This is a genomic window from Paenibacillus sp. FSL L8-0663, assembly GCF_038008125.1.
Lineage (GTDB): Bacteria > Bacillota > Bacilli > Paenibacillales > Paenibacillaceae > Paenibacillus > Paenibacillus polymyxa_D.
The window spans coordinates 795323-821805 of sequence record NZ_JBBOYM010000001.1 but is presented as its reverse complement, the minus strand read 5'-3'; the positions used below and the strand labels follow the sequence as shown (position 1 = coordinate 821805).

Annotated in this window: 26 protein-coding genes; 9 read left to right on the top strand and 17 right to left on the bottom strand. The window is 45.8% G+C overall.

Annotation, left to right across the window (positions count from 1 at the left end):
* The first annotated feature begins 45 nt into the window (after positions 1-45).
* Complete coding sequence (locus MKY75_RS03625; protein ID WP_029515780.1) at positions 46-1425, top strand: Fe-Mn family superoxide dismutase; 1380 nt, start codon at positions 46-48, stop codon at positions 1423-1425.
* Between the two features lie 204 nt (positions 1426-1629).
* Here MKY75_RS03625 and MKY75_RS03620 read toward each other — a convergent pair whose 3' ends face one another.
* The 7 genes from MKY75_RS03620 to MKY75_RS03590 form a co-directional block, all read right to left on the bottom strand.
* Entirely contained in the window at positions 1630-2475 is an 846-nt protein-coding gene (locus MKY75_RS03620; RefSeq protein ID WP_340884345.1) for a lipoate--protein ligase family protein, read from the bottom strand.
* Positions 2476-2637: 162 nt separating this feature from the next.
* Positions 2638-3231: a GTP cyclohydrolase I FolE gene (gene folE / locus MKY75_RS03615; protein ID WP_013308743.1), complete on the bottom strand. Its 594-nt coding sequence runs from the start codon at positions 3229-3231 to the stop codon at positions 2638-2640.
* A 54-nt stretch (positions 3232-3285) separates the two neighbouring features.
* On the bottom strand, positions 3286-3540 hold the full coding sequence (locus MKY75_RS03610; RefSeq protein WP_013308742.1) for a YneF family protein: 255 nt from the start codon (positions 3538-3540) through the stop codon (positions 3286-3288).
* Positions 3541-3647: 107 nt separating this feature from the next.
* Positions 3648-5396: a tRNA epoxyqueuosine(34) reductase QueG gene (gene queG, locus MKY75_RS03605; protein ID WP_340884343.1), complete on the bottom strand. Its 1749-nt coding sequence runs from the start codon at positions 5394-5396 to the stop codon at positions 3648-3650.
* A gap of 95 nt (positions 5397-5491) precedes the next feature.
* Entirely contained in the window at positions 5492-5929 is a 438-nt protein-coding gene (rnhA, locus tag MKY75_RS03600) for a ribonuclease HI (protein ID WP_023986996.1), read from the bottom strand.
* Between the two features lie 38 nt (positions 5930-5967).
* Positions 5968-6552, bottom strand: coding sequence for a signal peptidase I (lepB, locus tag MKY75_RS03595; RefSeq protein WP_029515784.1), 585 nt, complete (start codon positions 6550-6552; stop codon positions 5968-5970).
* A 131-nt stretch (positions 6553-6683) separates the two neighbouring features.
* Entirely contained in the window at positions 6684-7109 is a 426-nt protein-coding gene (locus MKY75_RS03590) for a GNAT family N-acetyltransferase (protein ID WP_029515785.1), read from the bottom strand.
* Positions 7110-7629: 520 nt separating this feature from the next.
* On the opposite strand from MKY75_RS03590, the gene MKY75_RS03585 reads away from it, so the two are divergent.
* Both MKY75_RS03585 and MKY75_RS03580 read left to right on the top strand, forming a co-directional pair.
* On the top strand, positions 7630-8244 hold the full coding sequence (locus tag MKY75_RS03585; RefSeq protein WP_029515786.1) for a superoxide dismutase: 615 nt from the start codon (positions 7630-7632) through the stop codon (positions 8242-8244).
* A 133-nt stretch (positions 8245-8377) separates the two neighbouring features.
* On the top strand, positions 8378-8869 hold the full coding sequence (locus MKY75_RS03580; protein WP_029515787.1) for a DinB family protein: 492 nt from the start codon (positions 8378-8380) through the stop codon (positions 8867-8869).
* Between the two features lie 179 nt (positions 8870-9048).
* Here MKY75_RS03580 and MKY75_RS03575 read toward each other — a convergent pair whose 3' ends face one another.
* Positions 9049-10482, bottom strand: a complete 1434-nt coding sequence (locus tag MKY75_RS03575; RefSeq protein ID WP_340884340.1) for a PTS transporter subunit EIIC — start codon at positions 10480-10482, stop codon at positions 9049-9051.
* 24 nt (positions 10483-10506) lie between these two features.
* Positions 10507-12699, bottom strand: a complete 2193-nt coding sequence (locus MKY75_RS03570; protein WP_340884338.1) for an alpha-galactosidase — start codon at positions 12697-12699, stop codon at positions 10507-10509.
* Between the two features lie 174 nt (positions 12700-12873).
* Here MKY75_RS03570 and MKY75_RS03565 point away from each other — a divergent pair, with 174 nt between their 5' ends.
* Entirely contained in the window at positions 12874-13695 is an 822-nt protein-coding gene (locus tag MKY75_RS03565; RefSeq protein WP_039270637.1) for an AraC family transcriptional regulator, read from the top strand.
* Positions 13696-13980: 285 nt separating this feature from the next.
* Here MKY75_RS03565 and MKY75_RS03560 read toward each other — a convergent pair whose 3' ends face one another.
* On the bottom strand, positions 13981-14925 hold the full coding sequence (locus tag MKY75_RS03560; RefSeq protein WP_318627575.1) for an MBL fold metallo-hydrolase: 945 nt from the start codon (positions 14923-14925) through the stop codon (positions 13981-13983).
* Positions 14926-15155: 230 nt separating this feature from the next.
* Here MKY75_RS03560 and MKY75_RS03555 point away from each other — a divergent pair, with 230 nt between their 5' ends.
* A complete protein-coding gene (locus tag MKY75_RS03555) occupies positions 15156-15563 on the top strand; it encodes a MerR family transcriptional regulator (RefSeq protein ID WP_318627576.1) in 408 nt (135 codons plus the stop codon).
* Positions 15564-16014: 451 nt separating this feature from the next.
* On the opposite strand, the gene MKY75_RS03550 is transcribed toward MKY75_RS03555, so the two are convergent.
* Positions 16015-16902: an NmrA family NAD(P)-binding protein gene (locus tag MKY75_RS03550; protein ID WP_340884337.1), complete on the bottom strand. Its 888-nt coding sequence runs from the start codon at positions 16900-16902 to the stop codon at positions 16015-16017.
* Positions 16903-17132: 230 nt separating this feature from the next.
* Between MKY75_RS03550 and MKY75_RS03545 the strand changes: the two genes are divergently transcribed.
* Together MKY75_RS03545 and MKY75_RS03540 are read left to right on the top strand one after the other, a co-directional pair.
* Positions 17133-17774 carry a TetR/AcrR family transcriptional regulator gene (locus MKY75_RS03545; RefSeq protein WP_029515793.1) on the top strand — a complete coding sequence of 214 codons (642 nt, stop codon included), beginning with the start codon at positions 17133-17135 and terminating at the stop codon, positions 17772-17774.
* Positions 17775-18081: 307 nt separating this feature from the next.
* Positions 18082-18363, top strand: a complete 282-nt coding sequence (locus tag MKY75_RS03540; RefSeq protein WP_209949419.1) for a hypothetical protein — start codon at positions 18082-18084, stop codon at positions 18361-18363.
* Between the two features lie 94 nt (positions 18364-18457).
* On the opposite strand, the gene MKY75_RS03535 is transcribed toward MKY75_RS03540, so the two are convergent.
* Positions 18458-19036, bottom strand: a complete 579-nt coding sequence (locus MKY75_RS03535) for a hydrolase (RefSeq protein ID WP_029515795.1) — start codon at positions 19034-19036, stop codon at positions 18458-18460.
* Between the two features lie 126 nt (positions 19037-19162).
* Here MKY75_RS03535 and MKY75_RS03530 point away from each other — a divergent pair, with 126 nt between their 5' ends.
* Positions 19163-20056 (top strand): TetR/AcrR family transcriptional regulator, encoded by an 894-nt coding sequence (locus tag MKY75_RS03530; protein WP_340884336.1) that lies wholly within the window; start codon positions 19163-19165, stop codon positions 20054-20056.
* 250 nt (positions 20057-20306) lie between these two features.
* On the opposite strand, the gene mutY is transcribed toward MKY75_RS03530, so the two are convergent.
* Both mutY and acpS read right to left on the bottom strand, forming a co-directional pair.
* Complete coding sequence (gene mutY, locus MKY75_RS03525; RefSeq protein WP_241113472.1) at positions 20307-21539, bottom strand: A/G-specific adenine glycosylase; 1233 nt, start codon at positions 21537-21539, stop codon at positions 20307-20309.
* 4 nt (positions 21540-21543) lie between these two features.
* Entirely contained in the window at positions 21544-21948 is a 405-nt protein-coding gene (gene acpS / locus MKY75_RS03520) for a holo-ACP synthase (RefSeq protein WP_340884333.1), read from the bottom strand.
* A gap of 184 nt (positions 21949-22132) precedes the next feature.
* Between acpS and MKY75_RS03515 the strand changes: the two genes are divergently transcribed.
* Positions 22133-22960 (top strand): alpha/beta hydrolase family protein, encoded by an 828-nt coding sequence (locus MKY75_RS03515; protein ID WP_029515800.1) that lies wholly within the window; start codon positions 22133-22135, stop codon positions 22958-22960.
* A gap of 114 nt (positions 22961-23074) precedes the next feature.
* Here MKY75_RS03515 and nadE read toward each other — a convergent pair whose 3' ends face one another.
* The 3 genes from nadE to MKY75_RS03500 all read right to left on the bottom strand — a co-directional run bounded on the left by nadE (position 23075) and on the right by MKY75_RS03500 (position 26301).
* Positions 23075-23884 (bottom strand): ammonia-dependent NAD(+) synthetase, encoded by an 810-nt coding sequence (nadE, locus tag MKY75_RS03510; RefSeq protein ID WP_340884331.1) that lies wholly within the window; start codon positions 23882-23884, stop codon positions 23075-23077.
* 101 nt (positions 23885-23985) lie between these two features.
* Positions 23986-24420 (bottom strand): BrxA/BrxB family bacilliredoxin, encoded by a 435-nt coding sequence (locus MKY75_RS03505; RefSeq protein WP_029515801.1) that lies wholly within the window; start codon positions 24418-24420, stop codon positions 23986-23988.
* A gap of 141 nt (positions 24421-24561) precedes the next feature.
* The gene (locus MKY75_RS03500) at positions 24562-26301 is read right to left on the bottom strand and encodes a two-component system sensor histidine kinase NtrB (protein WP_340884330.1); all 1740 of its coding nucleotides are present in this window, start codon (positions 26299-26301) and stop codon (positions 24562-24564) included.
* Positions 26302-26483 lie beyond the last annotated feature (182 nt).

The following is a 26483-nucleotide window of genomic DNA, read 5'->3' as shown; positions in this document are numbered from 1 at the left end:
CAGATCCGCCGGATAGCCATAGTGGGATACGGGAGGTATAAAACGATGCTGAGTACTTATGGGTCTTTCCTGCCCTTACGTGTGCTGGAGGAAATTCGGCATTGGAAGCAGCAGGAAAGTTGGCATGTGGAAGTGATTAAATCCGCTACCGAGGGACTGGAGCCTACTTATGTACGGCTGCTGGATGATTGGCGGACTGTATTCGAACAGACGGAACGCACCGCCATAGAGTTGCTTGAAGAGCAACGGAGCGCACTTGATCCGGCAGATCAGGCGTGGCATCAGGAATGGAAACAGCTGTCGGCTGCCCCACAAGCACATACACACGAATTCACTGAACCTCCAAAACAGTCAAGGGGATTAGACGCATCATCATCTGTAAAGATGCCATCGTCAGAGTCAGCATTAAACGCTCAGCCTGACTCACAAGAATTAAATCGTCGATTGGACGATTTGCTACAAACCGCAAACCGCCAGTCACAGGAGTATGTACGGCAGCTCGGTCTGCTGAGCGAGCACAGTCATGCATTGCGTCAGCAGCCAAAATCCGCTGGAGTTGTATTACACGCGGCACATGAAAGCCAATATTTCCTAATCTCGACAACCCCCTTTCAAGAACCTGGCTCCATCGCAAGGGCTGCTGGGTTGTATCATGTAGCGACAGAGGGTGAGAATTACCCAGAGGAAGCGTTTCGAGAACGTCAGGCAGGCATAAGGGGAGAAGGCACATGGACGACTAAAGGCGTCAAATCCAGCCAGGCTCAACCTTCGGCAACGGAAAAAACCTCAATCGGCCGGTCGGTTCCTATTGGAGGACATCGACTCCCACCGCTCCCTTACCCCTATAATGCGCTTGAACCGTATATTGATGAAAAAACGATGCGCATTCACCATGACAAGCATCATTTGAGCTATGTGAATGACCTGAATAAAGCGGAAAAGAAGCTGGAAGAAGCCCGAAAAACAGGTAATTTTGATCTCGTAAAACATTGGGAACGCGAACTGGCATTCAACGGCGCAGGCCATTATCTGCATACTCTTTTTTGGACGATCATGAGTCCTCAAGGCGGTGGAAACCCAAGCGGACCGCTGGCTGAACAGATTAAAAAAGATTTTGGCAGCTACGATGCATTCAAAAAACAATTCAGTTCGGCAGCCGAAAAGGTCGAGGGTGGCGGCTGGGCGATCCTGGTATGGAGTCCGCGCGCGGGACGGCTTGAAATTTTGCAGGCCGAAAAGCACCAGAATCTGACTCAATGGGAGTCCATTCCGCTGCTGGCGATAGATGTGTGGGAACACGCATATTACTTAAAGCATCAAAACGAGCGCAACAAATACATTGAGGATTGGTGGCATGTCGTTAACTGGCCTGAAGTGGAAGCACGCTACGATCAAGCCTCCAAGCTGAGATGGCAACCCTTCTAGAGGTTGTTCAAAAAGTCGTCTTTCCATAACGAAGCTATTCAAGAAGCGGATTCGACGTCGAATCTTGAATTCAGCCGGGCCTTCCGTTGCTCACGTAGATCTGTCTACGCTCCGCTACTCAGTCCCTAGCTTCATCCAACTTTCTCGGTCCTGAAAAGCCGACTTTTTGAACACGCACTAATAGGCTTCTAAGCTAAAGACAAACTACACCTGCAAATCGTATCGCTCTCTGAGCGCTGCCATTTGTTCGGTCCATCCTTCCGGTTGTACCAGCCAGCTATCGGCAGGTAAAATGACTGTCTGGCTCTCGACGACACGGCGCAGAGATGCCGTGTACGCCTCAACAGACGGCACTCCAGCCAGCTCTGCCAGGCTACCCATCGTTGCTGGATTCACCCGGGGGTAATCCTGCTGCTGCACGCCTGTCGACGTATCTCCGGCTGCCTCTGTATAGAATTGCTGTACCGCCTGTGCACGCTCTGCACCGCTGCCCTCAATCATCACGAAGGCTGTGATGATATACGCCTTGGCTTGACGTCGCTGTGCAATGCCGCAAAACTTGCGGCCCCGGACGCTGACATCGTAATCCCCGGGACAGAAGGACCCGGGGATTTCTCCGGTCTGCGCCTCGCCAGACCACGGAACCAGCGCATCGGCAATTAGCCCTGCCATGAGCCGAAAATCTTCATGCAGGCTGATGGCCCGCTGTGGATTCGGCAGGATCAAGGACAGGTTCAGCACCCCCCTGTCCAGCATGACGGCTGCTCCACCTGAGGGGCGTACGCATACCGAAGTTCCCGCGTTGCGCACTCGCTCCATCGCTTGTGGGGCGTAAGAGAGCCTGCGGTCCCGGTGACCGATCACAAGCGCTGACGGATGCCGCCAAAGATGCAAAATGGGTGCAGCTCCTTTCCCTACTTGCCGACAGGCCAGCTCCTCCCAAGCCAGCGGAGACAAAACGTCCTCCTGAGTGTCCGCAAGTGGTGCTTCAAACCACTGCAACTCAGGCAAAGCTGTTGTTTTTTCTGTTGATCTATGTACATTCTCCATACGTTATCCCCTATCTATAAAAATAACTGTTATCCATAGGCTAATCGTAATTTTAAGGCGGCTATCCCGTCGTTTATATCTGATGTTAACAAAAAAAGGTGGCTACGCCTATGCGTAAACCACCCTTTTTTGTTCATCACATAAACGTCTTGCGATGTTCGATCAATCCTTAAGCAGCGACAGAAACTCTGCGCGCTGCGCTGCATCATCACGAAACGTACCGCGTACCGCAGACGTTACTGTTTTGCTACCAGGCTTTTTGACACCTCTTGCACACATGCACAGGTGCTCGCCTTCTACGACTACCATAACCCCGTGAGCGGAGACCGCTTCATTTAAAATATCAGCGATCTGTGAAGTAATACGCTCCTGTACCTGCAATCGGCGGGTCACTGCCTCTACCAGGCGTGCAAGCTTGCTCAATCCTACAATTTTGCCGCTGGGTACATAGCCGATATGCACTTTTCCGAAGAAAGGAGCCATATGGTGCTCACACTGGCTGTAATAGACGATGTCCTTCACGATCACAAGCTCCTCGTGATTCTCGTCAAATGTCACACCCAGCGCATCCCGGGGATCAACCTCATAACCCGCAAATATTTCCTCATACATGCGCGCAACGCGTGCCGGTGTTTCCAACAACCCTTCACGCTTGGGGTCCTCACCGATCAGTTGTAAAATCTGCTCCACATGGTACTCGATTTTATCCCGGTTATCCGCAGCTTTGCGGTTAATATAATCTTTTACGCCAGCCACAGTAATCCTCCTCTATGCAGCAACCTCATGCGGCATCCGTACTCACGTTGCTCATTATTTCCGACGGCCCTGATTTTTACGCGGACCAGGCTGATTTTTGGAGAACTGTTGGTTCTTCATCATCTGCTGGGCTTTTTGCATTTGTTTCCCATTCAGGTTGTAACCCATCTGTTTGGCCATTTTTTGCAGCGTTTCAGGGTCGTTTTGCATCTTTTCAAGCTGTTTACGAAGATAATAAGCACCGATGAAAAATCCCCCAACCAAACCAGCAATCAGGGTAATAATCGGAATGACAATATTCCACACCACGAAGTCGTCACCTCTGTATATTTATATGAAACATCTTGAATTACACACGAACCTATCATAGCAAAACATGGGACAGCTAGCAAATCACTTTTTGCAAACATATGTCCTTATTGTTTCTCCAAATCCAGCAACTTCGTCTTGACTGGCAAGCCTCCAGCATAACCGACCAAACTTCCGTTAGCACCCGATACTCGGTGACATGGAAACAGAATGGGTAACGGATTTTTGTTATTGGCTCCACCCACAGCACGTACTGCCTTGGCTCGTCCGATCGATTCCGCAATATCTTTGTAGGACACACTTTGTCCGTACGGAATATTTTGCAGTGCACGCCACACCTGCTCTTGAAAAGGAGTCCCTCTCAAATCATAAGCTATACTAAATTCCCGCCGTTCTCCGGCAAAATACTCACGCAGTTGGTCCGCAGCTTCGCGCAGCTTTTCCGGCTCCTGCACATAGACATATTCCCCAATCCATGTTCGGGCCCATTGCTGAAGCAGTGCTTCCTTCGCATGAAAAACGCCATAGTCTATTCGGCACAGCCCCCGATCCGTAGCGCACAGCGTTAACGTGCCCACAGGTGTCTCCATCTCATCATAATAAATGGTGGTTGGACTCTGTGAATCCCCGGCCGTTACTTCTGATTTTGATAATTCAGATGCCTTTAGCTCTTCTGCCTGCTCTTGTTCCTCTAGCTTGGAATGCGCCTGTGCGATCATTTCGCGTACTTGCTCATGTTGTTCCTTCTCTGATGCTTGCTTGATCGCTGTCATAGCGTTTTCCCCTCCTATTCGACTCAAAGCCCACGCCGCCGTGCCTCGCAGCTCGGGACGCGGATCATCCAATAAAACCTCCGTCAATTTGGGCACCGCGCTAACATCCTTGAAATTGCCAAGACCAATGACTGCATTGCGTTGAATGGGCTTCTTCCCCCGCCAAGCCGCCGCACTTTGTCCAAATCGGTCTTTGAATTCACGGTTGCTCAAATCCAATAACGGCAGCAGCAACGGCTTCACAATTTCAGGATCGGGTGTAAGCTCGGGATGGTGATCCCAGTTGAGACCCCGATTTTTAGGGCATACCATTTGGCAGGTATCACATCCATACAGCCGATTCCCTATTTTCAGCATAAACTCCTCGTCCAAAAAGCCCTTCGTTTGCGTCAAAAAGGACACACACCGCTGGGCATTCAGCTGTCCAGGACCTACAAGCGCGCCCGTAGGACAGGCATCCAAACATTTGGTGCACTCTCCGCAACCATCCGTAACCGGTTCATCTGGCTGGAAAGGAATGTTCGTCAACAGCTCCCCCAGATAAATCCATGATCCCAGTGTCGGTGAAATCATCATCGTATTTTTGCCGCTAAAACCAATCCCTGCGCGTTCCGCAACGGCTCGATCCGACAGTTCTCCGGTATCCACCATGTTTTTCATAATGGCATCAGGCACCCGCTCGCTTATAAAAGCCTCAAGCTTTTCCATCGCTTCGCGTAGTACCAGATGATAATCTTTCCCCCAGGCTGAACGCGCCAAAATACCACGGTACTTCCCCTTGTCCGACTTCGGCGGGTCCTTCATTTTGGAAGGATACGCCACTGCAATAGCAATCAGAGATGCAGGCTGTGAGCCATACAGCTCCGGGTAGATCCGCTTATCAATATCTGGCTCCTCAAAGCCGGATTCATAGCCTTTCGCACGATGCTCTTCCAATATAGCTTTCAGAGACAGAAAGGGGTCGGCGGATGCGAACCCGATGGAGTCGATACCCAGCCCTGGAGCCGCCTCAATAATTTCCTGCTTGAGCGAAGCCCAAGTCGAAGCGGTTCCGGCAGCCGCCTGAGTCAATCCGCGTTGCATCCGATACTCACCTCTCTTCCACTTTTTATCATTACAGATATGAGAATTTGCAAAATTCTCATATCTCAAATTTCAACAGAAAATAGCAGCAGATGCTACCGTAAATTTTTAACAGCACTGGTCGCTAGAAAATCACAACGATTATTCAGTTCGTTGTCACTGTGCCCCTTAACCTTCACATATTCAACCTCATGCTTACCCATCAGTTCCCACAGCTCTTCCCATAATTCCTTATTCTCCACTGGCTGATTTTTACTGTTGCGCCAGCCATTACGAAGCCAGTTCTTAATCCAGCCCTGTTTGAAGCAATTGACGACATAGGCAGAGTCACTGTGTACTTTCACATGGCAAGGCTCCTTGAGCAGCTTCAGTGCTTCAATCACGGACTTAATCTCCATACGGTTGTTTGTCGTCATTTTCTCGGCACCTGACAGCTCCTTACGATGCTCCCCATACAGCAGAACGATCCCCCAGCCCCCAGGACCCGGATTTCCCGAACAAGCACCGTCGGTATATACCATCACTTCTTTCATCATCCTCTTCCTTTCCTTGATTTCAGACTTTAGTTGCTCTATAGCCACTTCCACTCAGATATCGGCCAAAATATAAATTCTGCACGTCCCAGTAAATCTTGAGATTTAATGCTGCCAAAATAGCGGCTATCCTTGCTTGCTGCAGTATGGCGATTATCTCCCATGACAAAAAAGTGCCCCGGCTCCACCGTAAAAGGACCATAATCACCATCCTCCACGTCAGAGTTGGTGTAAGGTTCATTTAGCAGTTCACCGTTCACATACAAATGATTATGTTCAACTCGGATTACATCTCCGGGAATACCTATGACTCTTTTCACTAAAAATCTTGGGCTCGACAGCTTGGAATCGGGATCTTTTAAAATCACAATGTCCCCCCTGCCCGGATCATGAAAATTATAAACCAGCTTGTTAACGAACAAATGCTGGCTTTCCATTAGCGTCGGCTGCATCGAATGTCCTCTGACCGTGGACAAGTTAAATACAAACAGGTTCAGAAGCAGCAAGACGACCATAGCGATCAGAAGAGTGACTAACCAATCGCGTATGTAACCAGAGCGACCTGCTTGTTTGGACGTTTCCGGCGAGGGAGGCGGGCCTGACGAAGGAGCCAAAGCGTCCATAATTAAACCTCCTCAACCCTGTTATAAATAGAAAAGCATATCCCGTACCCGATTGCAACGGTTACTCAGATATGCTCTAAATGTAAATATTATACTTAATGTTATTCAATTCTCTTTATTTCGATTTCCAATTAATGAGGCGCCAAAATACTCAGCTTCTGAAAAGCCTGTAAAATCTGGCTTGCTCCATAGCCCATCGCTTCGTACAAAGGCATGGCCACACTGTTATGCTTGTCCCCTGCTACCCAAATACGGCTAACCTTACGTTGCTGAAAACGCTGCTCCATGGACTCCACAAGCGATTTGCCGATTCCCATCCGACGACGATCCGGGTGAATAGCGATACGATAGTAACAACCATCATTCTGATCGATCGTGCCGATCAAAGCACCCACGATCTCTCCCTCTTCTTCTGCAACGATAATCAAACCGGAATCCCACGAAAGCTGACGGGCAAATGCTTTCACCGTCTCTTTGTAGCACTCCTCTGACAAGGCAATTTGCATGAGTTCCGTTACTGAGTTCACATCACTTAATTGAAAGGAACGAACGTGCATAAGTAATATCTCCCTTTTCGTAAGCATAATAAAAAAATTGAGACAGCACCGTCATTTTTACATAAATCCTTAAATTTCTTATCATGGTGTTAATCACAAGGCATTATGATAAAAATGCATACGATCTGCTATATATGAAATGAAGAACAGGAAAAGGGTGTATGCCCTCAAGTTCGTCATGTCATAGACATGACAGATTATAGCAGACGACAAAAAAGCCGAAATTTCTGCTTCCTTGACCATTAAACCATACTTTTTGACGGAATACATCCCTTTTTCTCATGTAAGCGCTGTATATAAAGCGTTTACATTTTAATGTTCACAATTTACCTCTTATTACCTATGTATTGTGTATTCTAAGCGGGTTTTTGGACATGCTATCTACCAGGCCGTATTGCCCAGTTTGCTATTTTACAAACAAAAATGTTGATTAAATAGGCTGAATGCGGTTTAATATAACTGTCGAGGGTATTATTACATAGGAACACTTACCCAACCATATAACCAGGAGGGATTTACTATGGCATTTCAATTACCAGAACTTCCTTACGCAAAAGACGCACTGGAACCGCACATTGATGCACAGACAATGGAAATTCACCATGATCGTCACCATAACACATATGTTACAAACTTGAACGCAGCTCTGGAGAGCGCTCCCGAACTGCAAAGCAAAAGCCTGGAGGATCTGATCTCTAATCTGGACAGCGTTCCAGAAAGCATCCGCACTGCGGTTCGCAATAACGGTGGTGGACATCACAACCACAGCCTGTTCTGGGAAGTTATCGGTCCTAACGGTGGCGGACAGCCAACAGGTGCAATTGCTGAAGCAATCAACAATGAACTGGGCGGCTATGACAAATTTAAAGAAGACTTCACTAAAGCAGCTACAACTCGTTTTGGTAGCGGCTGGGCTTGGTTGGTTGTCGGCAAAGACGGCAAACTGGCGATCACTAGCACTCCAAACCAAGATAGCCCGCTGTTTGAAGGTCTGACTCCGGTACTTGGACTGGACGTTTGGGAGCATGCTTACTACCTGAAATATCAAAACAAACGCCCAGACTACATTTCAGCTTTCTACAATGTAATCAACTGGGATGAAGTCAACAAACGTTACGCGGCTGCAAAGAAATAAGCCAGTAGCAACATTCTTATCCTATAATAAGGGCTGTCTCAAAAGTAGATTTTCTACGAATGAGACAGCCCTTTTGGCATTCCATGGTAAACTGGTGGAGATGATTCTCAAATATGGCTCTGGAGGTTGATGGATGCAGACTTTTTTTCGTTACAACTGGATGATTCGGGAACAATGGTACCGCTGGTGTGAAGAGGTGTCGCAGGAGGAATTACTGAAACAACGCGTCGGCGGAGTCGGCGGCATTCTAAAGACACTCTTTCATATCGTTGATGTGGAGTGGAGCTGGATTCAAACGATTCAGGGCAAACCCGACTTTCAGGAGGACTTCTCTCTGTATGATACGCTCGACAAGGTCCGTGAGCTGGATGCGAAGTTTCGACTCAATGTCGAGCCGTTCGTGCTCGCCTGGCATGATGGTCTGGAACGGAAAAGGTTTGAAGATCACCTCCCGGACGGCAGAATTGTAATGGATGCCTGGGGCGAGGTGATGCGCCATGTCATTGCCCACCAAATCCACCATATTGGGCAGTTGTCCATATGGTCTCGGGAGCTCGGCAAGCCTCCGGTTTCGGCCAATGTAATCGGCAAAGGGCTGATTGAAAGCGATGGTGGCATCGATTAGCTTTAACGAATGTACATGCATACCTATGTAAAGTTAGGGCCATCCTCGGTCGTTTATAACGACGGAGGACGGCCCTTTTAATTTTTCATCTATGCTCTCTTGTCCATTCCACAAATATTCTCTCCTTTAACCGTTTTCATAAAAGCTTAATTTTTTCAACCTGCTAATGTTCTTTTGGTTCAGGCTCGTGACCTCTTGCTCTTGATAGCACCGTAAGCCAATGTAAATAATGCTCCACATAACAGGGCAATAAGATGAGCGATAAGATAATTGATATGACCGTGATTATCCGACGCTGCAATTGCAAAGCCCGGAAGAGCCGTGGTTCCGAATCCTATGGCTGTCAGTTTACTTAAATATACATATGCTCCCGCAACCATTCCTCCGAGGCATCCAGCAACTAAGGGGAACTTATACTTTAAAGTGACCCCAAAGATCGCGGGTTCCGAGATTCCAAAAAGTACAGACCCGAATGCAGAGTAACCCATTTCTTTAACTTTAGTGTCTTTGCGATTCAAAAGAATATACCCCAAAACGGCGCCCCCTTGAGCCATCAAAGCTACTGATGCCAATGGGTTGATAAAATTTCTGCCTGTATCGGTTAACAGCTGCGCTTCTACCGCACCCATAACATGATGTAAGCCTGTAATAACAATGATCTGCTGAATGCCTGCAAAAAACATAAAACCGAATATTCCAAGATTTTGCGTCATCCAAAGCAGCGAAACGGTGACCAGACTGGCCAACTCTCGCCCAAGAGGGCCGATAATCGTGAACAATAGCAGGGAAGAAACAAAGACCGTCAGCAACGGAGCCAAAAATAATTTAATCATGTCTGGAACCTTTTTGTTAAAAAACTGATCCAACTTGGCTACCACGTATCCCATCATTAGAGCAATAATAATACCACCCTGAAATCCAACCAACTGTACGGGAAGGCCGAAAAGACTGATCGATTCCGGATTTTGACTCCCTTTAGCTACCTCAAAGGCATCCGCCAGGGCCGGATGCAGCATAATCGCACCCAGCACAAGCCCCAGAATAGGACGACCGCCATATCTCTTGGTTGCAGAATAAACAACAAGCAGCGGCAGGATGGTGAAAATACCCGTGGAAACGATTTGAACAAAGCGATTAATCCCTTGAAAAATTGGATACATCTCCACAATCGATTTAGGACCAAATAACCCCTTCTGACCTAACAGCCCGGTTATCCCCATTAACAATGCGGCGGCGAGAATTCCCGGCATGATCTCAATGAAGACATCTGACAGCGATTTAATGGCTTTTTGAAAAGGATTTTGCTTTTGTGCGGACTTTGATTTGACATCACTTAATGACATATCTTCTGTTCCGGTCAGTTTGGAGAACACGGCATAGATATTATTGACCAACCCTGCTCCAAAAATGATCTGCAGTTGATCCCCCGCTATGAAAACACCTTTAACCAGATCAATATCTTCAATCTTCTTTAATTCCGCTTTTTCATTGTCCTCAAGTACAATTCTTAATCTTGTGGCACAATGGGCCACACCGATAATGTTCTCTTCACCACCGATATATTTTAAAATTTCTTGAGAAATGTGCTTATACCGCTTTTCTTTTGCTTCCATCTAGTAAACCCTCCTCTAGCTGAATCAGATCTCTTCTTTAACAAATCTCCAGAACATGCCTAAAAAGTCCTGCTTCACCCTGGCAAGCGTTATGCCAACATGCATTAATTCATCACCGCCGAACAGCTCACCGGTTTCTACATTTCTATAAACGTAGTCTGGATTCAAACCTTTGAATTTTAACGTTTTAATCGCGGCAGCGGGTTGGGATAAAACCTTGAAATAGCTGGCCGCCATTTCCGTTTGATCCTCTGACACAAAGCTCCATGCGGCTTCATTTTCATCAAACGGATTAATCATTCTGTAAAAATTTCCAAACTGAATGAGCGATCTCATTTCTTTATATAGAGCTATCTGTTTTTTCACCACTTCTTTTTCTTCAACGGTTAATGTCGTCAAATCCAGCTCATATCCTAAATTCCCGGCCATGGCGACATAACCTCTTGTCTCCAAGGGAGTTATTCTACCCACTTGATGGTTGGGTACTGTGGAAACGTGTGCCCCCATGGTAATTGGCGGGTAGACAAGACTTGTTCCCCATTGAATTTTCAGTCGGCAAATGGCATCCGTATTATCGCTCGTCCAGGTCTGAGGCATGTAATAGAGCATGCCGGCATCAAAACGGCCTCCTCCACTAGAACAGCTCTCGAATAAGACATTGGGGAACTTTGATGTAAGCTCTTCCATAATATTATAGAGTCCCAGGATATAACGATGCGCAGTCTCCCTTTGTCTCTCAGGTGGCAAGGCTGCCGAACCCACATCCGTCATGTGACGATTCATGTCCCATTTTACATAAGTAATTGGAACATCCGATAAAATATCGGAAACCGATTTAATAACGTATTCACACACTTCCTTCCTCGATAAATCCAACATAAGCTGATTTCTTCCCAACGTATACGGACGATCAGGGACATGGATACACCAATCGGGATGCTTTCTGTATAAGTCGCTGTCTATGGATACCATTTCAGGTTCAAACCACAAACCAAACTCCATACCCAGATTTCGAATGCGGTTTGCAAGATCCGGCAATCCATCTGGAAGTTTGCGACGATCCACCACCCAATCGCCTAATGAAGTATTGTCATCATCTCGTTTTCCAAACCACCCATCATCCAATACAAACAGCTCCACTCCCACACTTTGAGCTTCCTTCGCCAACTGCTCAATCTTGTTGGCATCAAAGTTAAAGTAGGTAGCTTCCCAGTTATTAATCAGGATTGGCCGTTCCTTGTCACGAAATGGTCCACGACATAATCTGTTCCTGTATAATTCATGATAAATTCTCGACATGCCGCCCAAGCCATTTTCGGTGTATACCATGACCACTTCTGGCGTTTGGAACGACTCCTCCGGTCCAAGCAGCCATGTGAAATCAAAAGGATTAATCCCCATCGTGACTCTAGTGTTCCGATAGGAATCTACCTGCGTCTGGGCCGTAAAGTTCCCGCTGTACACCAGATTAAAGGCGTATACTTCGCCCTGATCTTCATCTGTCCCTTCTCTTACAAGTGCCATAAAGGGTGCCTGATGAGGGCTGCTAGCGCCACGGCAGCTGTCTACCATTTGAATTCCGGGTACAATTTTTCGCCTTGCTATATTTTTTTCATTGTTATGCGCACCATACAAGGTAATGAGTTCATATTCATCATCTCGAAAATCCACACTGGCACTTAACGCTCTAAGCAGTTTTAGCTGTTGCCGACCTTCATTCTCGAAACGGACTGAACGGGTAATGACATCCCGCTTTTGATATAGGCTATAGGATAGTACAACCTTTACATCAATTAATGGGTCTTCAAGGACGATTTCCAGTGTTGCTACTTCGCCATCATCCTCTGCATACGTAGAAGGAAGCCCTTTCAATTTTGGTTTGCCTTGGAAAACCCGATGTTCTTTATACCGAAAATCGGTCACGGTAGAACCATTCTCCAATTGAATCTGATACGCAGGAATCCTGAAATCACTATTCCCAAATGACGGATATTCTTGTGGGATGGTATCCAGTGAAAAGGCTCGATCCTCGCCATCGGGATTGGGCGAAAATCCTCTATCCATAAAGATGATTTTATTGCTCCCCCGATAGTTCTGAATTTTCTTTCCCCAATACAGATGGGATAAATAACCACCTCGTATAACCTGCATGACATAACTGGTATTGCTGCCTTGTAAATGGAATAAAAGCTTTTCTTTATCGATGATTATAGCCATAGTGACCCCCTTGTAGCGCCAATAGTAATATTTTCAAAAAGTATAAATTATGTTGTTTGCTTATCGTTTACATTCTAATAATAATTGAATAGTTTTAATAATTATATGGAATAATGTAGACTCTATATGAAACAGTGTGATAATATGCAGAGATGAATTAAGGGGTGAAACCAAATGAGTTCGCATTTTTCCAATCATTCCTATAACAATCTGGATCTCAATCTATACACATGTGGCAAAGAGAGCTGTACCAGCAAACACTCTTATGGTCCAGCCATTCGAAGCGGATATATGGTGCATTTTATTTTAAAAGGAAAAGGGATCTTTAAAGTCAACGATAAAATCTATCATTTGGAGAAAAACGATGCTTTCTTTATTGAACCGAAGGTTTTAATTTACTACGAAGCGGATGAGCTTGACCCATGGGAATATGCCTGGATTGGTTTTAATGGGGTGCAAGCAAAAGAATATCTAAGCCGGACCTGTATCCATAGGGACAATCCCATTTTCCGGTTTGAAGCGGAGGGCAGCCTTGCCCGCTGTATGGAGAGCATCGTGGTTTCTTCTACGCTGAAATCCAACAAAGACCTGTTGCTTACATCCAAGCTGTATGAATTTCTGTATCTGATGTTTGAACTTTACCCTAATCAGGAAGTCAACCCTGAGGTAAGACAGCAGCGGTATATTAAAGAAGCGCTTCTCTTCATTCAACAAAACTACTCACACTTCATTACCGTAAGTGATATTGCTAAGTACATTTCAATTGACCGTTCGTATTTGCATCGTTTATTTAAACAGCAACTCAATAAGTCACCGCAGGAATTTTTATTACATTTGAGGATGGAAAAATCGTGCTCCCTATTAAGAAATACTTCCCTTAAAATCGGAGATATTGCTCGGTCTGTAGGGTATAAAGATGTACTCCTATTCTCCAAGATGTTCAAAACGGTCAACAAGGTAACTCCATCCGAATACCGAAAAAATCACCAAAAATAACACCTTCGCTCGCAAGTAAGTTAGGCATATTCCTCCCAGAAAACAGAAAAATAGCGGCAGCATGGATCAACCTCATGTCCATACTGCCGCTATTGTCAAAAGAAAATAAAGTTCTAGACTGAAAAATAAAGTATTAGACTGACGTTGCTTCATTAAGCTAACGAGCAGGTTAACCTAACAAGTAGACTGCCAATTACGTTTGAAAATACCCAAACGTGCCGCCGGTTTGACATTCAGAACTGGCCTTTTGAATTTGGTGGAGTTAAAGGGAGTTCTAGTTGTGTCTCATCTATTATTTTGAACAAGCATTGTATTGAAGAGCCAGCGAAAATTCCATCTGAAATACTGAGCTAGATGCCAATCTTCATAACCATTTAGTACACCTTCATTTAACCAGTAAGACTCTGGTTTTCCGCTCGTCGCAGCTTCAGACACATAAGCGATCGTTTTTTCTAAAAAGCGAATGACATCTAGAATTTTATCTGGAGTGGACACATCCCCATGCCCGGGAATAACAGTATCTACCTTCAGATCTCTTTGAATGCGTTTTAGGATGCGTATCCAAGCGTATGGATTACCGTATGGCATGACCGGAATCGTCTTGTTGGTTATTAAATCACCAGCAATTAAGGTTCTTTCTTCAGGCACGTAAACAACGGCATCGCTTAAAGAATGGCCGCCTCCGTAGGATAAAACTTCGACAGTGCGTTTTGCTCCTTTTATAACTAGTTTATCGTCAAAAGTTATCGTGGGTATCACTCTACGAAGGGAAGGGATAGCATTATATAGAGCTCTCTGCACAGAAAGATCATAACCGATTTCGGTTAACATGTGCGGATTTTTTTCTTGTGAATGTACTTGATGCAGGCTATTTATTAACTTCTGAATGTTTTGTTGCATTAGATCAATATTCACTTTACCCATTTCAGATAGCAAATCTCTTGTCCAAACGGTAGATATAAAATCACTTTCCATGAATTCCTGATTGCCGTTGACATGATCTCCATGGAAATGAGTATTGATCACATATTTAATTGGTTTATTCGTTAATTGCTCTGCGGATTGACGTAACAAAGCACCAGAATGCGGTAGGTTGGTTGTGTCCACAACAACGGTCAAATCCCCAAGGTCAATAATTGCCGCATTCCCCAGAGAACCACTACCAGGTACCGAAATAGCACCCCAGATACCTTCCGCTGCTTGTTGAATCGTGAAATATTTGTTGTTCATTGTTTATACCTCCATCAAAATAAGTTTGACACCATTTCCTTTTATCTTTAGGTTGTTTTTTGTTTTCATGTATATCAATAAGCAACTTTAGCTTACAAGTTAGAGTCAACTAGAAATCAAGCACAAACTTTGAAATGAAGTTAGAGGTGCAAATATCGACTTCAAATTGACTTAAAGATGTATAATAGTTTTAAATTTTGGTTTAGAAAAAAGGAGTGACATATAAAACAATGCTTACTATAAGCCAAGTATCAGAAAGAACGGGGTTAACTCCTTATACGATTCGCTATTATGAAAAAATTGGAGTGCTACAGGAACCAAATCGAAGAAATGGAAGGACACGTATTTATACCGAAAGTGAGGTTTCATATATACAATGTTTAATTAGATTGAAAAAATTGGGATTGTCGCTTGAGGAGATCACGGAATTTACTCGTGACGGATGTGTACTGGATAAAATTCAACAAGGGGAAGAACTTGCTAATTTTACTCCTGCCTTACACATACGGATAGAAATTCTTGAGAAGCATCTGATGGAACTGGAATCCAAGCGACAGGAACTTGAGCGCATGATTTCCCTTGCCAACGAGAAGATAGCCCTGTACCAAAAACTTATGAAAGACGATATAGTAATGTAGGAAACTTGGTTCATCACCAGCATATACGATGGCAACAGAATTGATTGAACTAACGGGAAACGATAGCTCAATCAATTGGCTTTTACCACGCCTTATTTAATGCCAAAGAGAGCCTATCCATTTATTAATTGGAAATGATTTAACCTCCAAATCAAAGTGATGGGCTTATTTTCTTTCTCCTAAGCACTACACTACATTAGACTGACGCTATTTAATTAAGCTAACGAGCAGATTAGTTTAAAGTCAATCGATAGGAACCTTATCACAGGTAAGGTTATTTTTTTGTGCGCATTCATCAATAAAGAACAAAGCTCGCTGTCACTTCAGCGAGCTTTGTTCTTTATATGTCAAAACCAAGTCATAGTAAACCCTATTCGAGGTCTCAAGTTATCGAAAGAAATAGCACACTTAGGCGCGTTCTCATCCGCAGGTTAAACAGTATTCTCGCTGTTTAAACAGATTTAATATACACATCTGCAAAAACTTTTGCAAAGTCTTCGACCTTGACTTTACCGAGGTGGTAGTCGGTGGCACGGAGGCTGGCGTAGAACTCGTCGGCGTTCTCGCAGGCGCGGTTCATTTGGGCAAAGGCATTGGCAGTGTTTTCGTGGAAGCCGATTTTTTTCATATTCTCAGCAAGAGCTTCAACGGGGATTTGTTGGTATTTGGCCTCGATACCATTCTCAGCAAGGGCATTGAGCCAGTCGTTACCTGTGGCCCAGTCACTAACAATGAACTTCGCACTTTTACCCGATGGGGTGTGAGAAATCAGGTCGTAAGCGACGTCCGCGATATCAACGGGGCTGACCCAGCCTTGTGGGATGTCAACTGAAATTGGGCTGAAGATGGTCTGCTGGGTTTTTAGGCTTTGCATGTCGGCAAAAAGATTGCTGTAAAAGCCGACAGGGCGGATGTGGACAACGTTCACGTCTTCAAGCGAGTTTAGCGCTTCTTCTGCAAAATGATAGCTGTAGAGAATGCCGGCGTTTGGGTTGTCGGCGCCGACTGAGCTGAGGTTGACGACGTTTTTTACACCTGATTTTAGCACAGCGGCCTTATAATTTTCAGAAAGATCAATGGCGGTCTGCCACATGTCGGTGCCAGAGGCATAATTGATACCTGAAATCATGAGGTAGACGACGTCGCTACCTGCAAAAGCCTGCGCGAGGAATTCGACGTCGAGGTTTGAGCCGACCGCTGGTTCGGCACCGAGCGCTTTGATGTCGGCGATACGATCTTTGGAGCTTGTGATGACGGTAACATCGTGGCCGTCTGCGATTAGGGATGGGAGGTAGTTGCGGTTAATATTGCCGAGTGAGCCGAGAACTGTGATTTTCATTGTGTAATCTCCTTTTTTAATGTGATTTCGAGAAATGGATATCGCTTATTGGGACCGTTATCCCTTCCTTGATTGGATATTCATTACAAGAGAGATTATACATCGGATAAATAAACTAAGTAAACTAATTTAATAAAATTAGTTAATTTAATAATCTTTTTAAATATTGTTTATTGATGCCTCTACTTTGATATAATATGATTTGACGAGCGGTAGAGGAGGCTTCAATCGTGAGAAAACCCATGAGCGCAGATCAATATCTTAATAAAATCAAACCTGTAATTAGAAGAACCAGATTCAGCCAACTGAAAATTGACGATATCGCAAAACATATGGATATTAGTAAAGTGACGCTTTACAAGCATTTTTCATCCAAAGATGAAATCATCGAACAGGTTGTAGAGTATGGAATTCAGTACTTGCAGCAGGCTGACACCGTTGTATATGATGATTCCGTTTCATATATTGATCGATTTCAAAAAACGTTTCTGGAATCGTTAATAGGTGTTATTTATTTATCCGATTTGTTCCTGCAAGACCTTAAGGAGTTTTATCCACGACTTTTTGAAAATATTTCCGTTGCTCAACAAAATAGAATTAAAAATTTACAATCTTTTTTTCAATCCGGTATGGATAAAAAGATTTTTAACAGAATGCACGTTGCGCTGTCCTTAGTTCAAGACGATGCTACGCTTCGGCGCATTATGGAACCGACCTTTAGTATTCAATGGTATGATCTCACCTTGAAACAAGCCGTTATGGAATTTTATAAGATGAAACAGTATCAAGTGATTAGTCCTGAGTATCTGGATACTGTTGACGATTCCGTTATCGAAAAAGAAATCATTCGTATTTTACAAACCATTTCGTGAACGCGTTCGTTTCTCCCGACTTGCTCTTATTGATGCTGTCGTCCGTTATCTGAGTAATCGTTGTAAAGTTTGTAGCTTATAACGCTAAGAAGGCCCTCCGTGTAGATGACCATTAAACTTGCCGTTACAAACAGCACGGTGAACCGTATCACAGTAAGTCATTATGCTAACGGAAAACGATAGCTCATAAAAGACAAGAAGGCAGCCGATCATAGTGATCGGCTGCCTTTGTTTAACTAACGGGCAGGATAGTTTAAAGCTTTCGATAAATCGTATGGCCTTACGAAAGACAATAAAAGCGCAGCTCATGATTGGAAAAGACCGTTTAAAAGAGCACCACCAATTCCACTGGCAATTATGCAAATTTATTAGCATTAGCGCTGCGCCACTAGGCGTACTCGTCCCATTGGGCACTGCGGAACTCATGCTGGTTGCTATACAAGAAGCGCGTGCCAATTGCGACGAGCCGTTCGCTCTATATCATTCAGCGGTTACTTTGTATATTTGGTGCAGCAGGTCGTATCCCATGCCGTCAGCCAATATGTGCACCCTGGGAACACATAATCGTCCTTTAAGTATGGCCAGATGAGATTCCCAGCAAACGCAAAGCGAGTTTCAAGCTGTGGCGTTCTTCGTGTATTCGGTCAAATAATACACGGGGAATGGGAAAGTCATTTTTTCAACTATAAACAGTTGCCTGAAAGGGCAGAGAGGATTTCCTGTGTTGTCCGGGTACGCCCGATGCGTGGAAAAATGAAATTTTTTACGTAATCATGCCCGGTTTCGGAAAATCCAGTCATAGCATCAATCGCCAAAATCAGCTGATACCCATGCATAAACGCTTCCCGCGCAGTCGTATCAACGCCCAACTCAGTAGCGATGCCGCATAAGACGATGGTATCAATTCCTCGGCGGCGCAACTGAAGGTCGAGCTCCGTTCCGTAAAAAGCCCCCCATTGCTTCTTCGTGATGATATGGTCTGTCTCGGTGACCCGCATTTCCGGGACGATTTGATCCCATCCTTCAGGCAGATTCAGGGGTGGTCCAGGCGAATCCAACTTAGGACGCGGGATATCCTTCAAATCTTTACTAGATACCCGGACCAGTGCAACCATTGAGCTTTGCTCACGGAAAGTATCTGCCAAGGCTGCGGCGTTAGACACTACCTGCTCAGCAGAATAAGGGGCGTATTGATTTCCTATCCACTTTTGCAAGTCAATAACAACCAACGCTGTTTTTTGTGGATCCCATAATCGTTCCATTCTGTATGTTCTCCTCATCTCTTCGATTTGACCGTATGTTTAATTACGCGAACATATAGTCATTTGACTTCATGTTTCGTATTTTGTACTATCATTCATGAATAGTCAAGGGGGGAGATTTTTATTATGAGTGTGACAAGGGAAGAGGTTTTAAAATCGGCGATGAAGCTTTTTAAGGAACATGGGTTTCTTTCGACGACGATACAGGATATTGCCGAGGATTGCGGTATTGCCAAAGGATCAGTCTATAAATATTTCCCTTCCAAGGAAGACCTCTTCAGCGAGGTGTTTGATCAATGCCATAACGCCTATTTTGATCAAGTCGATGAACTGAAACGCTTTCCCGAACTCTCGCCAGAAGAGCAGTTTCTACAGCAGATCATTCTGCGATTCCGTTATTTTATGGAATACAAGCATATTCTGGTCGAATTCACGGAGCTCCCCATCCAACAGGATCCCAAGTTCCAGCCGCTTAGACACAAGGTTAGAGGGCGGCTCATCCGATGGCATAAAGAGTGCTTGATACAGGTTTATGGCGAAGAAATTTATCCGTTCCTGTGGGATTTGGTTTCCATCTATCGTGCGATTCTGAAGGAGTACTTATTTTGGATCGTTTATGAAGAAAAGTCTCTATCGCTTGAGGAAACGGCAAGGTTCATTTTGGATAAGCTCAATGTGCTCGTTAAGCATATGATGGCCTCTAACCTGAAGCCTCTGCTGAAACAGGCTTCGTTCGAGAGGTATTTAAGCTGGGGGCTCGAGGGCCGCCAAGGGGAGAGAGAGCAGTTCCTTACCGAGCTATTCCGGGAGATGGATTCGGCCCTTAATGTTCTTCCATCCGGCGCAAAACATCGTTCGGAGTTGAAAGAGGTTTACCATTTTATCCAGAACGAAACTCGTAAAGCGGAACCGAACTTCCCGTTACTGCAAGCTTCGCTCTACTTTTTGGAGAGAGAGAAAGAGCTTAAAAGTCAGGTCATCCAGTTAAGGAATATTATTTATTCAGGTAGGGGGAGATAGCTTGTTATGTGAAATCAAATCTAACCCCATTGGGGACAAGAGCGAAGACTCTAGGGGTGGAGAGAACAATACGCGAGAAAGGTACGTCTAATGTTGTTACGGTTAGCGAGCATTCCGCTAACGGGAAACGTTAGTTCAATGGAAACAACGACAGTCTAGGACTTTATTTTCTCGTCCTTAGTTGTCGCCGTTTCCATTTTATAGGATAAATTAAACACTTTGTCTTTTACTGACAGTTATTTCATTAACATCAGTTCTCTTTTTGCTTCGCATAATACTCGGTGATCAGATCGAGGAACACCTTGGGAAACGCCAAGGTGGCCATATCCGCTTCGCTGATCCAGCGGTACCCCGCCGGCAGCGCATTGTGCGCGTGCTCCGCCTGCTCAGCCAGCGCAATCAACGCACCTGGCTTCGCTCCGGTGCTGTAGCTGGCCCGCTGCTCGGCAGCCAGCGGGGGGCCTCCCGCCTCCCCGGCAGGGGCGGCGACCTCCTCACACTGGAACACACGCAGGTTCCAGTGAATGTGGCTGAACGTGTGCTCCGCCTCACGTACAAACCGCACCGGGCGCGCAAGCACGCCCTCTGCCAGCAAATGAGCCGCCAGATGGTCCATGGCGGGCTCATCTGGCACCGGGCCGTTGTAGCCCTCCGGTCTGGCAAGCTCATGCGGCAGCTCCCACATGCGGGCCAACAGGCCCTTGGCCGGGCGCTGCCGTACGAGCAGACGGCCGGTGTTCGCTCCGCTGCCCTCGATGAGAGCGACGGAGCGCGGCTCCAGCCGCGGCGGCTTTGCCTTGGTCTTGACTGGCAGTGTCTCCTCGCGACCTGCCAGCCTGCCCGAGCAATGCTCCATGACCGGGCAGGTCAGACAATGAGGCGACTTCGGCGTACAGACCAGTGCGCCTAGCTCCATCAGAGCCTGATTAAAATCAGAGGCTCTTCCTTCGGGAATCAGCTCCCGTACCAGACTTTCCATATGTGCCCGCGTGCTGCCTTTCATAATATCCTCTTCAATGAGAAAATAACGCGACAGCACACGCATCACATTCCCGTCCACAGCAGGCTCTGGTCGATTGAAGGCGATACTCATAATCGCCCCCGTCGTATACGGGCCTACTCCTTTCAGTGCAGCAACAGCTTGTGTATCATCCGGCACCTGTCCGCCGTGAAGCTCAACTACTTGTTTTGCCGCAGTTTGCAAATTCCGGGCCCGCGAATAATAGCCCAGTCCTTCCCATAGCTTAAGCACATCCTCCTCGGGTGCTTCCGCCAGCGCTTCAATCGTAGGAAAACGTGCAATAAAGCGATTAAAATACGGAATGACCGTATCGACACGCGTCTGCTGAAGCATAATTTCCGAGATCCAGATATAAAAAGGATTCCGATGACGTCGCCACGGCAAATCGCGTTTGTTACGTGTATACCAATTCAACAGTTCAAAGCTGAAATAACGCTTTTGTTCCAATGTATTTGTAGTCATCACATCACGTCTCCTTATATTCGACAATCACAAAAGCAGAGGCAATGTTAGGCTGATGTGTAATACTCAAGTGAATGCTGTAATTTGAGTCACCTGTATTCGGCAATCTCAGTCGATCCCACGCGGATGAAGACAAATAAACGGCTGGCTTCCCCCCAGGTTCCGGTAAAATATCCATATCGCCGAACCCGATGATTTGCCCAATTCCGCAACCGAAGGCTTTGGTTATCGCTTCCTTGGCAGCAAAGCGCCCTGCTACGAACTCCGTTAGTCTACCCTTGCGTTCCACAGCAAGCTCACGTTCTGCCGGGGTCAGCACCCGATTCAAAAACGCATCTGCATATTTACCTGCCAAAATATGAGCCATACGGCTTATTTCCAGCACATCATGTCCAATTCCGTAGATCATTTGGGTATTCCCCGTCCTTTATACTTTACTGGATCTATTGTAACAGTGCGTCCACACCCTGGCGAGTCACAAAGGCGTAAAAACAGCACCAAAATATGTTAAAATAAGAAAGGCTGTAGATGAATGTTTGAAATTCAGCTGATATGCCCATTTTAAAAAAATTCCCGTAGAAAGGAAGGATAGGATGTCAGAAACCATTATTGTTGAAGCAGGTACCGAAGCAGGAACAGATGCGGTGATCCGGGCTTCCTGGTTTCCCTCTAAAAATACAGCCAAAAGCCTGCTCATCATCGCTCATGGCTACAAAGGATTTAAGGATTGGGGCATGTTCCCCTATATAGCAGAAGCATTGAGTATGGATAACCATGTTGTGACCTTCAACTTTTCACATAATGGCATAGGTGAGGATCTAGAGAATTTTACCGAGCTGGAAAAGTTCGCACGCAACACCTATAGCCGCGAACAAGAGGATTTGGAACTATTGCTATCCAATCTGAGAGCCCGTCATGAGTTCAGAGAATTGCCGTTGTTTCTGTTAGGTCATAGCCGAGGCGCGGGAAGCTGCTTTGTATATGCTCTAGATCATCCCGGCGAGATTGCTGGCGTCATTTCATGGAATGGCGTGACAGATCTTGATCTGTTTACTTTACCGCAAAAAGAAGAAATGCGCGCCAAGGGACGCAGCTATGTGGAGAACGCCAGAACCGGGCAACAGCTCCCGCTGGATGCTATCATTCTGGAAGACCTGGAACAAAATCGCCAGCGTTTTGCCATTGTAGACAGACTTGCCAACAGCCAGCTCCCAGCTGTACTGATCCAGGGAACCGAAGATTCCAAACGTCTACGAGAAGGCTCTGCCCTGCTCACATCCGTTCGTCCCGACATCGAATGGGTACAAATTCAAGGCGGCAATCATACCTTTAATACCGTTCATCCATTCCAGGGAGGCAGTCTTCCACTGGATCAGGCGATTACCGAAACCCGCCGCTTCATTGAGTGGATCGCCAATTAATTATTACCCCTTCAATACAAACGGCGATCCGCCGGGCGGATCGCCGCATTTATTTACTTCAGAATTTTGCAAAATCCTCGCTTGAGCATTTTAAAATTACATAATGATTAATGCTTAGACTCCTGGGATGCTTGTCCGCTTATGCGCAGTACGTGTAAAGAAGCTTTCCAGCTTTTCGCGTGCCGCCGGGTCAATTTCCTTGCCTTCCAGATAGTCACTGTTTGCTTCGTAGGAGATCCCCAGTTCTTTTTCATCCGTCTGGCCTTCCCACAATCCAGCTGTAGGCGCTTTGTCCAAAATGGCCTGCGGAACTCCGAGATAGCTGGCGAGCAAGCGCACCTGACGTTTGTTCAGCGTGCTAAGTGGCGTAATATCGACCGCACCATCGCCCCATTTGGTATAAAAGCCTGTGATGGCTTCGGAAGCGTGATCTGTGCCAACGACGAGCAAATTCAGCTCATTCGCAAGTGCGTACTGAACCACCATCCGTGTTCTTGCCTTTACATTCCCTCTCACTTGCGGAGTAATCGAACGCTCAAGACTAATATCCTTTAACGTATGCTCCACTTCCACGGCAACCTTGTCCACGGCTTCCTTAATGTTCGTTTCCCCGGCATATTTCAGGTCGAACGCTTTGGCAACCGCGTAGCTATGCTCGATATCTTCCTGTTGGCCGTATGGCTGGAATACACCCAACGTTTTGTATTCGTCTCCTTGTTCCTGCGTCAATTCATCTGTAGCGCGCTTGCACAAAGCAGCTGCTACGGCACTGTCAATCCCGCCACTGATGGCGATCAACAGCCCTTTGCTTCCCGTTTTCGTTACATACGACTTGAGGAAATCCACACGCTTACGGACCTCTGCCTCTACGTTAATCGTAGGCTGTACTCCCAATTCAGCAATAATCTGTTCCTGCAAACTCATCAGATAAGCACCTCTTTTTTAGGAATTTCCTTCACAAGCCAACATGCAAAAGCCCCGGCAAGTTTCGCAGGCGAAAAATGCGGGGCATAGCTTGAGCAGTCTTACCGGCAAAAACGATCAAATGCACTGGTCAAATCAGCAGCAATCTGATCTGCCGAACGATCCTCCACCTGATGACGCTCGATGAAGTGAACCAACTCGCCGTCTTTCAACAGCGCGATAGAAGGGGAAGACGGTGGGTAAGGTGCGAAAAATTCGCGAGCCTTTGCCGTTGCTTCCTTGTCCTGTCCGGCAAAAACCGAATACAGATGATCTGGCGTAATATCATGCTTCAGTGCTTCACCCACACCCGGGCGGCATTGGCCTGCGGCACAACCACATACCGAGTTCACAACCACCAGCACTGTTCCTTTACTATTAGGCAGCTTGGCCTCCACATCTTCAGAGGTACGCAGTTCCTGAATCCCAAGATTCGTCAGTTCATCGCGCATCGGCTGAACTGAATCTCTCATATATTGATCGAAAGACATAGACATATTCTTTCACTCCTTTTCCGAAAATCATGTATAGTACGTTTCTAATTTCATCCTTTGCCGTAGTAAAGGCATGGACATCTAAATTTCATTATACAATCTTTTTCACGTAATTTGCAAAAATCCGGCTATATTTTTGAACGATTATTTCTGTATCGGACTCATGACAGGAGGCTCAGAATGATCCCGGTAAGTCGGGACGGTTCTGCGCAATCGAACTTTAAACTGCGTGCCCATTCCCTCCACCGAATCTACGGCAATCGTACCGTGATGACGCTCCACTATACTTTGACATAAGGCCAGACCCAGACCTGTACCTTTCGTTTTGGTGGTGTAAAAAGGTTGGAACAGCTTTTCAAGCTGTTTTTGCGAAATTCCAGGCCCTGTATCCTTTACTTCCAGTTCCACGAAATCCCCTTCCTCATGAGTAGAAATGGTCAGCACTCCCTTTTCCCCCATGGCTTCCATCGCATTACGCGATAAATTAAGCAGCAATTGCTTTATTTCCTTAGGGTTCAAATGCAGCATCGTCACATGATCCTCCAGCTTTAGATCAATCGTCTGCCCCCTCAGATTCGCATCTGCCCACAATAAAGGCGTCAGTTCGCGAATAATATCATGCAGATGACATTGCTCCTTCTCGACAATTCGATTCTGGGCCAGTGAAAGAAAATCGTTAATAATCCCGTTCGCCCGGTCAAGTTCCTCCATCACAATGCGGTAATAATGGTTGAGGGATTCTGGACTTTTCTCACGCATAAGCTGTAAAAAACCACGCACAACCGCCATCGGATTACGTATTTCATGAGTAATGCCCGCTGCCATCTGTCCAACCAGACTTAGCCTCTCGAAATTGCCTAGCTCACTGCGCAGCGTCTCAAGCTCTGTAATATCTTGCAGGGCGATAATGACGCCTGTCGTTTGGTTTACATGTTTATCACGAATAGGAAGGAAACTTGAGAAGAATACTTTGGGAGTAACATTTATAAAATCAGCCCCCGCCGCTCCTTCCAACGCTTTCGCAACCCGTTCGTTAACCACAGGTAAAGTGTCAAAACCATATAACGTGCTCAATGGACGACCCACTATCTCAGGCAGTGTAATGTAGGGATCGTAGTTTCGATAGAGTTCCAGCATCGTTTTGTTCATATGTATAACTCGTTCTTCGCTGTCCAGAGTAACAAGAGATAACGGCATCAAATCCATAACTTGACGCAGCTTATCCACTTCAATTAAGTATTTGCTCGTAAACTCAGTCACATCACGCCGAAGCGTCAGCTTCTCAAAGGCATTATGCATTAGACTCACGACCGTAAAACTTGCCAGCACCCCTGCACCCATATTCCAAAACGTTGTAAGTAAGTCAGGAATGTATACAGAAACATCCTGTTTGCCCCACAGTAGCGGAAATATCGCCTTAAACAGCATATCAGCCACAACATATGCGGAGATCAGGAGCTTTTTGTCCAGCAATGTTCCTCTTTGAAAAAACTTGACATGCAGGAGCATAAAAGGAAAAAGGATAAAACCAGTGCCCACATACATTGGGGACATTTCTGTCGACTGGGCTATAATCAGGACACCCATCAGTGCGGAAGCAGCGAGCACAAAGGCAGTGCGACGTCTACCGTACATGATGCCAACAGCAAGGGGAATAATACCGAGATTAGAAGGTAGACCATACGGAGACTGATATTGAAAGAGTGTACATAGCAATATGGCTGGTAAGCAACACAAATACAGTATTCCTTGAGTGGGTCCAGGAAGCAGATTGCCGCCCCAAACCTTTTTCTTATCCCCATAATCCGTTAATATAGAGAAAAAACCCGCCGATATAACGGCAAGGAGAACTTGGAGCACACTTTCCTTCAACGCAATTAACAAGGACTTCTCCCCCTCATCATCTTTCCTTGACGCCGTTAGTTGAATTAAAGCACAGGCTACAATATATTACAATATATGTGTTAAAATTCCGGTATAGAACGACAAAATCTGCTAAATACCAGATGTATATAAGAAGATCGTTTTTACGCGTTTTAAAATCCTGTAAATTGAAAAATATACAC

Excerpts from the sequence above, each read along its gene's own strand:
- MKY75_RS03625 (WP_029515780.1), top strand. The coding sequence starts at position 46 with ATGCTGAGTACTTATGGGTCTTTCCTGCCCTTACGTGTGCTGGAGGAA.
- MKY75_RS03620 (WP_340884345.1), bottom strand. The coding sequence starts at position 2,475 with ATGGAGAATGTACATAGATCAACAGAAAAAACAACAGCTTTGCCTGAG.
- queG (WP_340884343.1), bottom strand. The coding sequence starts at position 5,396 with ATGCAACGCGGATTGACTCAGGCGGCTGCCGGAACCGCTTCGACTTGG.
- rnhA (WP_023986996.1), bottom strand. The coding sequence starts at position 5,929 with ATGAAAGAAGTGATGGTATATACCGACGGTGCTTGTTCGGGAAATCCG.
- lepB (WP_029515784.1), bottom strand. The coding sequence starts at position 6,552 with ATGGACGCTTTGGCTCCTTCGTCAGGCCCGCCTCCCTCGCCGGAAACG.
- MKY75_RS03590 (WP_029515785.1), bottom strand. The coding sequence starts at position 7,109 with ATGCACGTTCGTTCCTTTCAATTAAGTGATGTGAACTCAGTAACGGAA.
- MKY75_RS03585 (WP_029515786.1), top strand. The coding sequence starts at position 7,630 with ATGGCATTTCAATTACCAGAACTTCCTTACGCAAAAGACGCACTGGAA.
- MKY75_RS03580 (WP_029515787.1), top strand. The coding sequence starts at position 8,378 with ATGCAGACTTTTTTTCGTTACAACTGGATGATTCGGGAACAATGGTAC.
- MKY75_RS03575 (WP_340884340.1), bottom strand. The coding sequence starts at position 10,482 with ATGGAAGCAAAAGAAAAGCGGTATAAGCACATTTCTCAAGAAATTTTA.
- MKY75_RS03570 (WP_340884338.1), bottom strand. The coding sequence starts at position 12,699 with ATGGCTATAATCATCGATAAAGAAAAGCTTTTATTCCATTTACAAGGC.
- MKY75_RS03565 (WP_039270637.1), top strand. The coding sequence starts at position 12,874 with ATGAGTTCGCATTTTTCCAATCATTCCTATAACAATCTGGATCTCAAT.
- MKY75_RS03560 (WP_318627575.1), bottom strand. The coding sequence starts at position 14,925 with ATGAACAACAAATATTTCACGATTCAACAAGCAGCGGAAGGTATCTGG.
- MKY75_RS03555 (WP_318627576.1), top strand. The coding sequence starts at position 15,156 with ATGCTTACTATAAGCCAAGTATCAGAAAGAACGGGGTTAACTCCTTAT.
- MKY75_RS03550 (WP_340884337.1), bottom strand. The coding sequence starts at position 16,902 with ATGAAAATCACAGTTCTCGGCTCACTCGGCAATATTAACCGCAACTAC.
- MKY75_RS03540 (WP_209949419.1), top strand. The coding sequence starts at position 18,082 with ATGATTGGAAAAGACCGTTTAAAAGAGCACCACCAATTCCACTGGCAA.
- MKY75_RS03535 (WP_029515795.1), bottom strand. The coding sequence starts at position 19,036 with ATGGAACGATTATGGGATCCACAAAAAACAGCGTTGGTTGTTATTGAC.
- MKY75_RS03530 (WP_340884336.1), top strand. The coding sequence starts at position 19,163 with ATGAGTGTGACAAGGGAAGAGGTTTTAAAATCGGCGATGAAGCTTTTT.
- mutY (WP_241113472.1), bottom strand. The coding sequence starts at position 21,539 with ATGACTACAAATACATTGGAACAAAAGCGTTATTTCAGCTTTGAACTG.
- acpS (WP_340884333.1), bottom strand. The coding sequence starts at position 21,948 with ATGATCTACGGAATTGGACATGATGTGCTGGAAATAAGCCGTATGGCT.
- MKY75_RS03515 (WP_029515800.1), top strand. The coding sequence starts at position 22,133 with ATGTCAGAAACCATTATTGTTGAAGCAGGTACCGAAGCAGGAACAGAT.
- nadE (WP_340884331.1), bottom strand. The coding sequence starts at position 23,884 with ATGAGTTTGCAGGAACAGATTATTGCTGAATTGGGAGTACAGCCTACG.
- MKY75_RS03505 (WP_029515801.1), bottom strand. The coding sequence starts at position 24,420 with ATGTCTATGTCTTTCGATCAATATATGAGAGATTCAGTTCAGCCGATG.